This window comes from Mucilaginibacter sp. P1_A3, from assembly GCF_056406855.1.
Genome location: NZ_JBFTZJ010000031.1, coordinates 1 through 2,346, shown reverse-complemented (window position 1 = coordinate 2,346; position 2,346 = coordinate 1). Strand labels below are relative to the sequence as shown.

Below are 2,346 nucleotides of genomic sequence, written 5' to 3'. Positions count from 1 at the left end.
AGCGGCATGTGTGACTTGTTGTCCGTGAGTAAAGTAAGCGGACATTACAAGATGTTCTTTGTAATAACTGATTATCTGGTGAATGGAAACACCATTCCATCTATTTGAACAGATGAAAACACTTTCCTCATTTATGCAGGTGGCAACTGCATGGGTGCAGCAGGGAAGAAAGCAAGTAAGAATGGAATCTGACATTCAATCCTTTGCAAGTGTAGAGGTATGCGTAGGCAACGAACCTATGTTTGAATCATCGTCACTGTCAACAAGCCTACTCAGGTTATTCAACTACGGTTGTAAGGCTTGCCCAAAATGGGAACGATTACAGGATTGATGGTTATGTCGTCCATCAATCGTTCAAACAATTGTAATCCGGTGAAGAATAGGACGCTAACCCTTAGTCAATTAAGACCATACAGATAATCGGAACAAGGTAATCTTATTAAGGCTCTGATTATCAGAGGGAAGCCATCCTTATGCCTTAATAAGACGAGATTGGGTAAAAAGCAAATGCCTTTGGGAAAGCCAAAGGATAGGCAGACGTACCCACGACGTTAATGATAGATTTAGTAAGTAGCAACTTAAGACGATGAACACGGCAATACGACCGATGTATGAATGGAACACAATTAACTGGACGAAGGTTCAGCGTAATGTTTTCAAGCTGCAAAAACGAATTTATCAGGCAAGCATGCGCGGAGATATAATATCTATGCGCAAACTACAAAAACTGTTATTGAAATCTAATGCCGCCAAGCTATTGGCGGTTAGGAAAGTAACACAGGACAATCAAGGCAAGAAAACAGCGGGTGTTGATGGTGTAAGAAAACTAACGCCGGTGCAGCGAATGAAACTTAGCAACCAAGACTTATTGGAAGCAAAGGTTAAACCAACTCGCCGAATATGGATTCCGAAACCAAACAGCGATGAAAAACGCCCTTTGGGCATACCCGTTATGAAAGACCGTGCTGCACAGGCATTGGTTAAATTAGCCCTTGAACCCGAATGGGAAGCGAGGTTTGAACCCAATAGTTATGGGTTTAGGCCTGGTCGCTCAGTCCATGATGCTATTGAAGCAATCTTTTTATCAATCAAAAGTAAGCCTAAGTATGTATTAGATGCCGATATCGAGAAATGCTTTGATAAAATCAGTCATGAAAAACTGTTAACAAAGTTAAATACCATTCCCAGCCTAAGAAGATTGATTAGGGCTTGGTTAAAAGCCGGGGCGTTAGAGGATGATGTATTTAATCAGACTGAACAAGGCACGCCGCAAGGCGGTGTAATTTCTCCATTGTTGGCTAACATTGCATTACACGGCATGGAACAAATCGTTAAAGAGAAATTCCCTGTTCGTGGCGGCCCAATACTAATTAGATATGCTGATGACTTCTTAGTCTTTCATAAAGATCTCGCGGTTATAAATCATTGTAAGGCAGCTATAGAATCATGGCTTGCAGATATTGATTTAAACCTAAAAGAGGAAAAGACGAGAATTGCACACACCTTACTACAGGATGAACATGGCAACCGGGGATTCGACTTTTTAGGTATGCACATTAGCCAATACAATGTTGGCAAAACGCATACAGGAAAAAGCAACTATGGAAAGCCTCTCGGCTTCAAAACCTTCATTAGGCCATCTAAAAAGTCTCAAAAGAAACAACATAAAGCCATACAAAACATTGTGCGTCGTAATCGTACGATCGAACAAGAACGCCTGATAGAACAACTTAATCCTGTCATAAGGGGATGGAGTAAATTTCATTCAACAGTTGTATCAAAGAGGGTGTTTAGTAATATGTCACATAAGTTGTTTCAATCTTTGAGGCGATGGGCGAATCGAAGACACCCGAATAAGACCCAAACTTGGGTAAACCGCAAGTACTGGCGATTGGAAACCGGTCGTTGGACATTTGCTGCTCGTAAAGGGAAGCCTCTTAGGCTCTATAGTGAAACTCCAATCATCAGGCACGTCAAAGTTAAAGAGAACCGCTCACCATATGATGGTGACTGGTCTTATTGGGGAGCAAGGCTTGGACGATACCCTACGTTATCGAACAGAAAAGCCATGCTTTTGAGGAAACAGAAAGGTCGATGTTCAATATGCAAATTGCAGTTTACGTTAGGCGATGATATGGATACCGACCATATTATTCCTTTGCATTTGGGAGGAAAAGATATATGGGCTAATGTGCAATTATTGCACGCCCATTGTCATATCACCAAAACGAGGAAAGATAACTTGCTTCATATAAATGATTAACGGACGAGGAGCCGTGTGAAGGGAAACTTTCACGCACGGTTTTGAAGACCAGCCGTAGAGGCGACTCTACGGCTGAGTTTAAT

2 protein-coding genes are annotated in these 2,346 nt (G+C 41.7%); both read left to right on the top strand.

Translation table 11 applies throughout. The features are described 5' to 3' along the window. Positions 1-112 precede the first annotated feature (112 nt). Entirely contained in the window at positions 113-331 is a 219-nt protein-coding gene (locus AC1D0K_RS30665) for a hypothetical protein (RefSeq protein ID WP_477399746.1), read from the top strand. A gap of 255 nt (positions 332-586) precedes the next feature. Further along, on the top strand, positions 587-2,263 hold the full coding sequence (gene ltrA, locus AC1D0K_RS30660) for a group II intron reverse transcriptase/maturase (RefSeq protein WP_477399744.1): 1,677 nt from the start codon (positions 587-589) through the stop codon (positions 2,261-2,263). Positions 2,264-2,346 lie beyond the last annotated feature (83 nt).

Bases quoted from the DNA above. Each gene is read 5' to 3' on its own strand.
- AC1D0K_RS30665 (WP_477399746.1), top strand. From the start codon at position 113: ATGAAAACACTTTCCTCATTTATGCAGGTGGCAACTGCATGGGTGCAG.
- ltrA (WP_477399744.1), top strand. From the start codon at position 587: ATGAACACGGCAATACGACCGATGTATGAATGGAACACAATTAACTGG.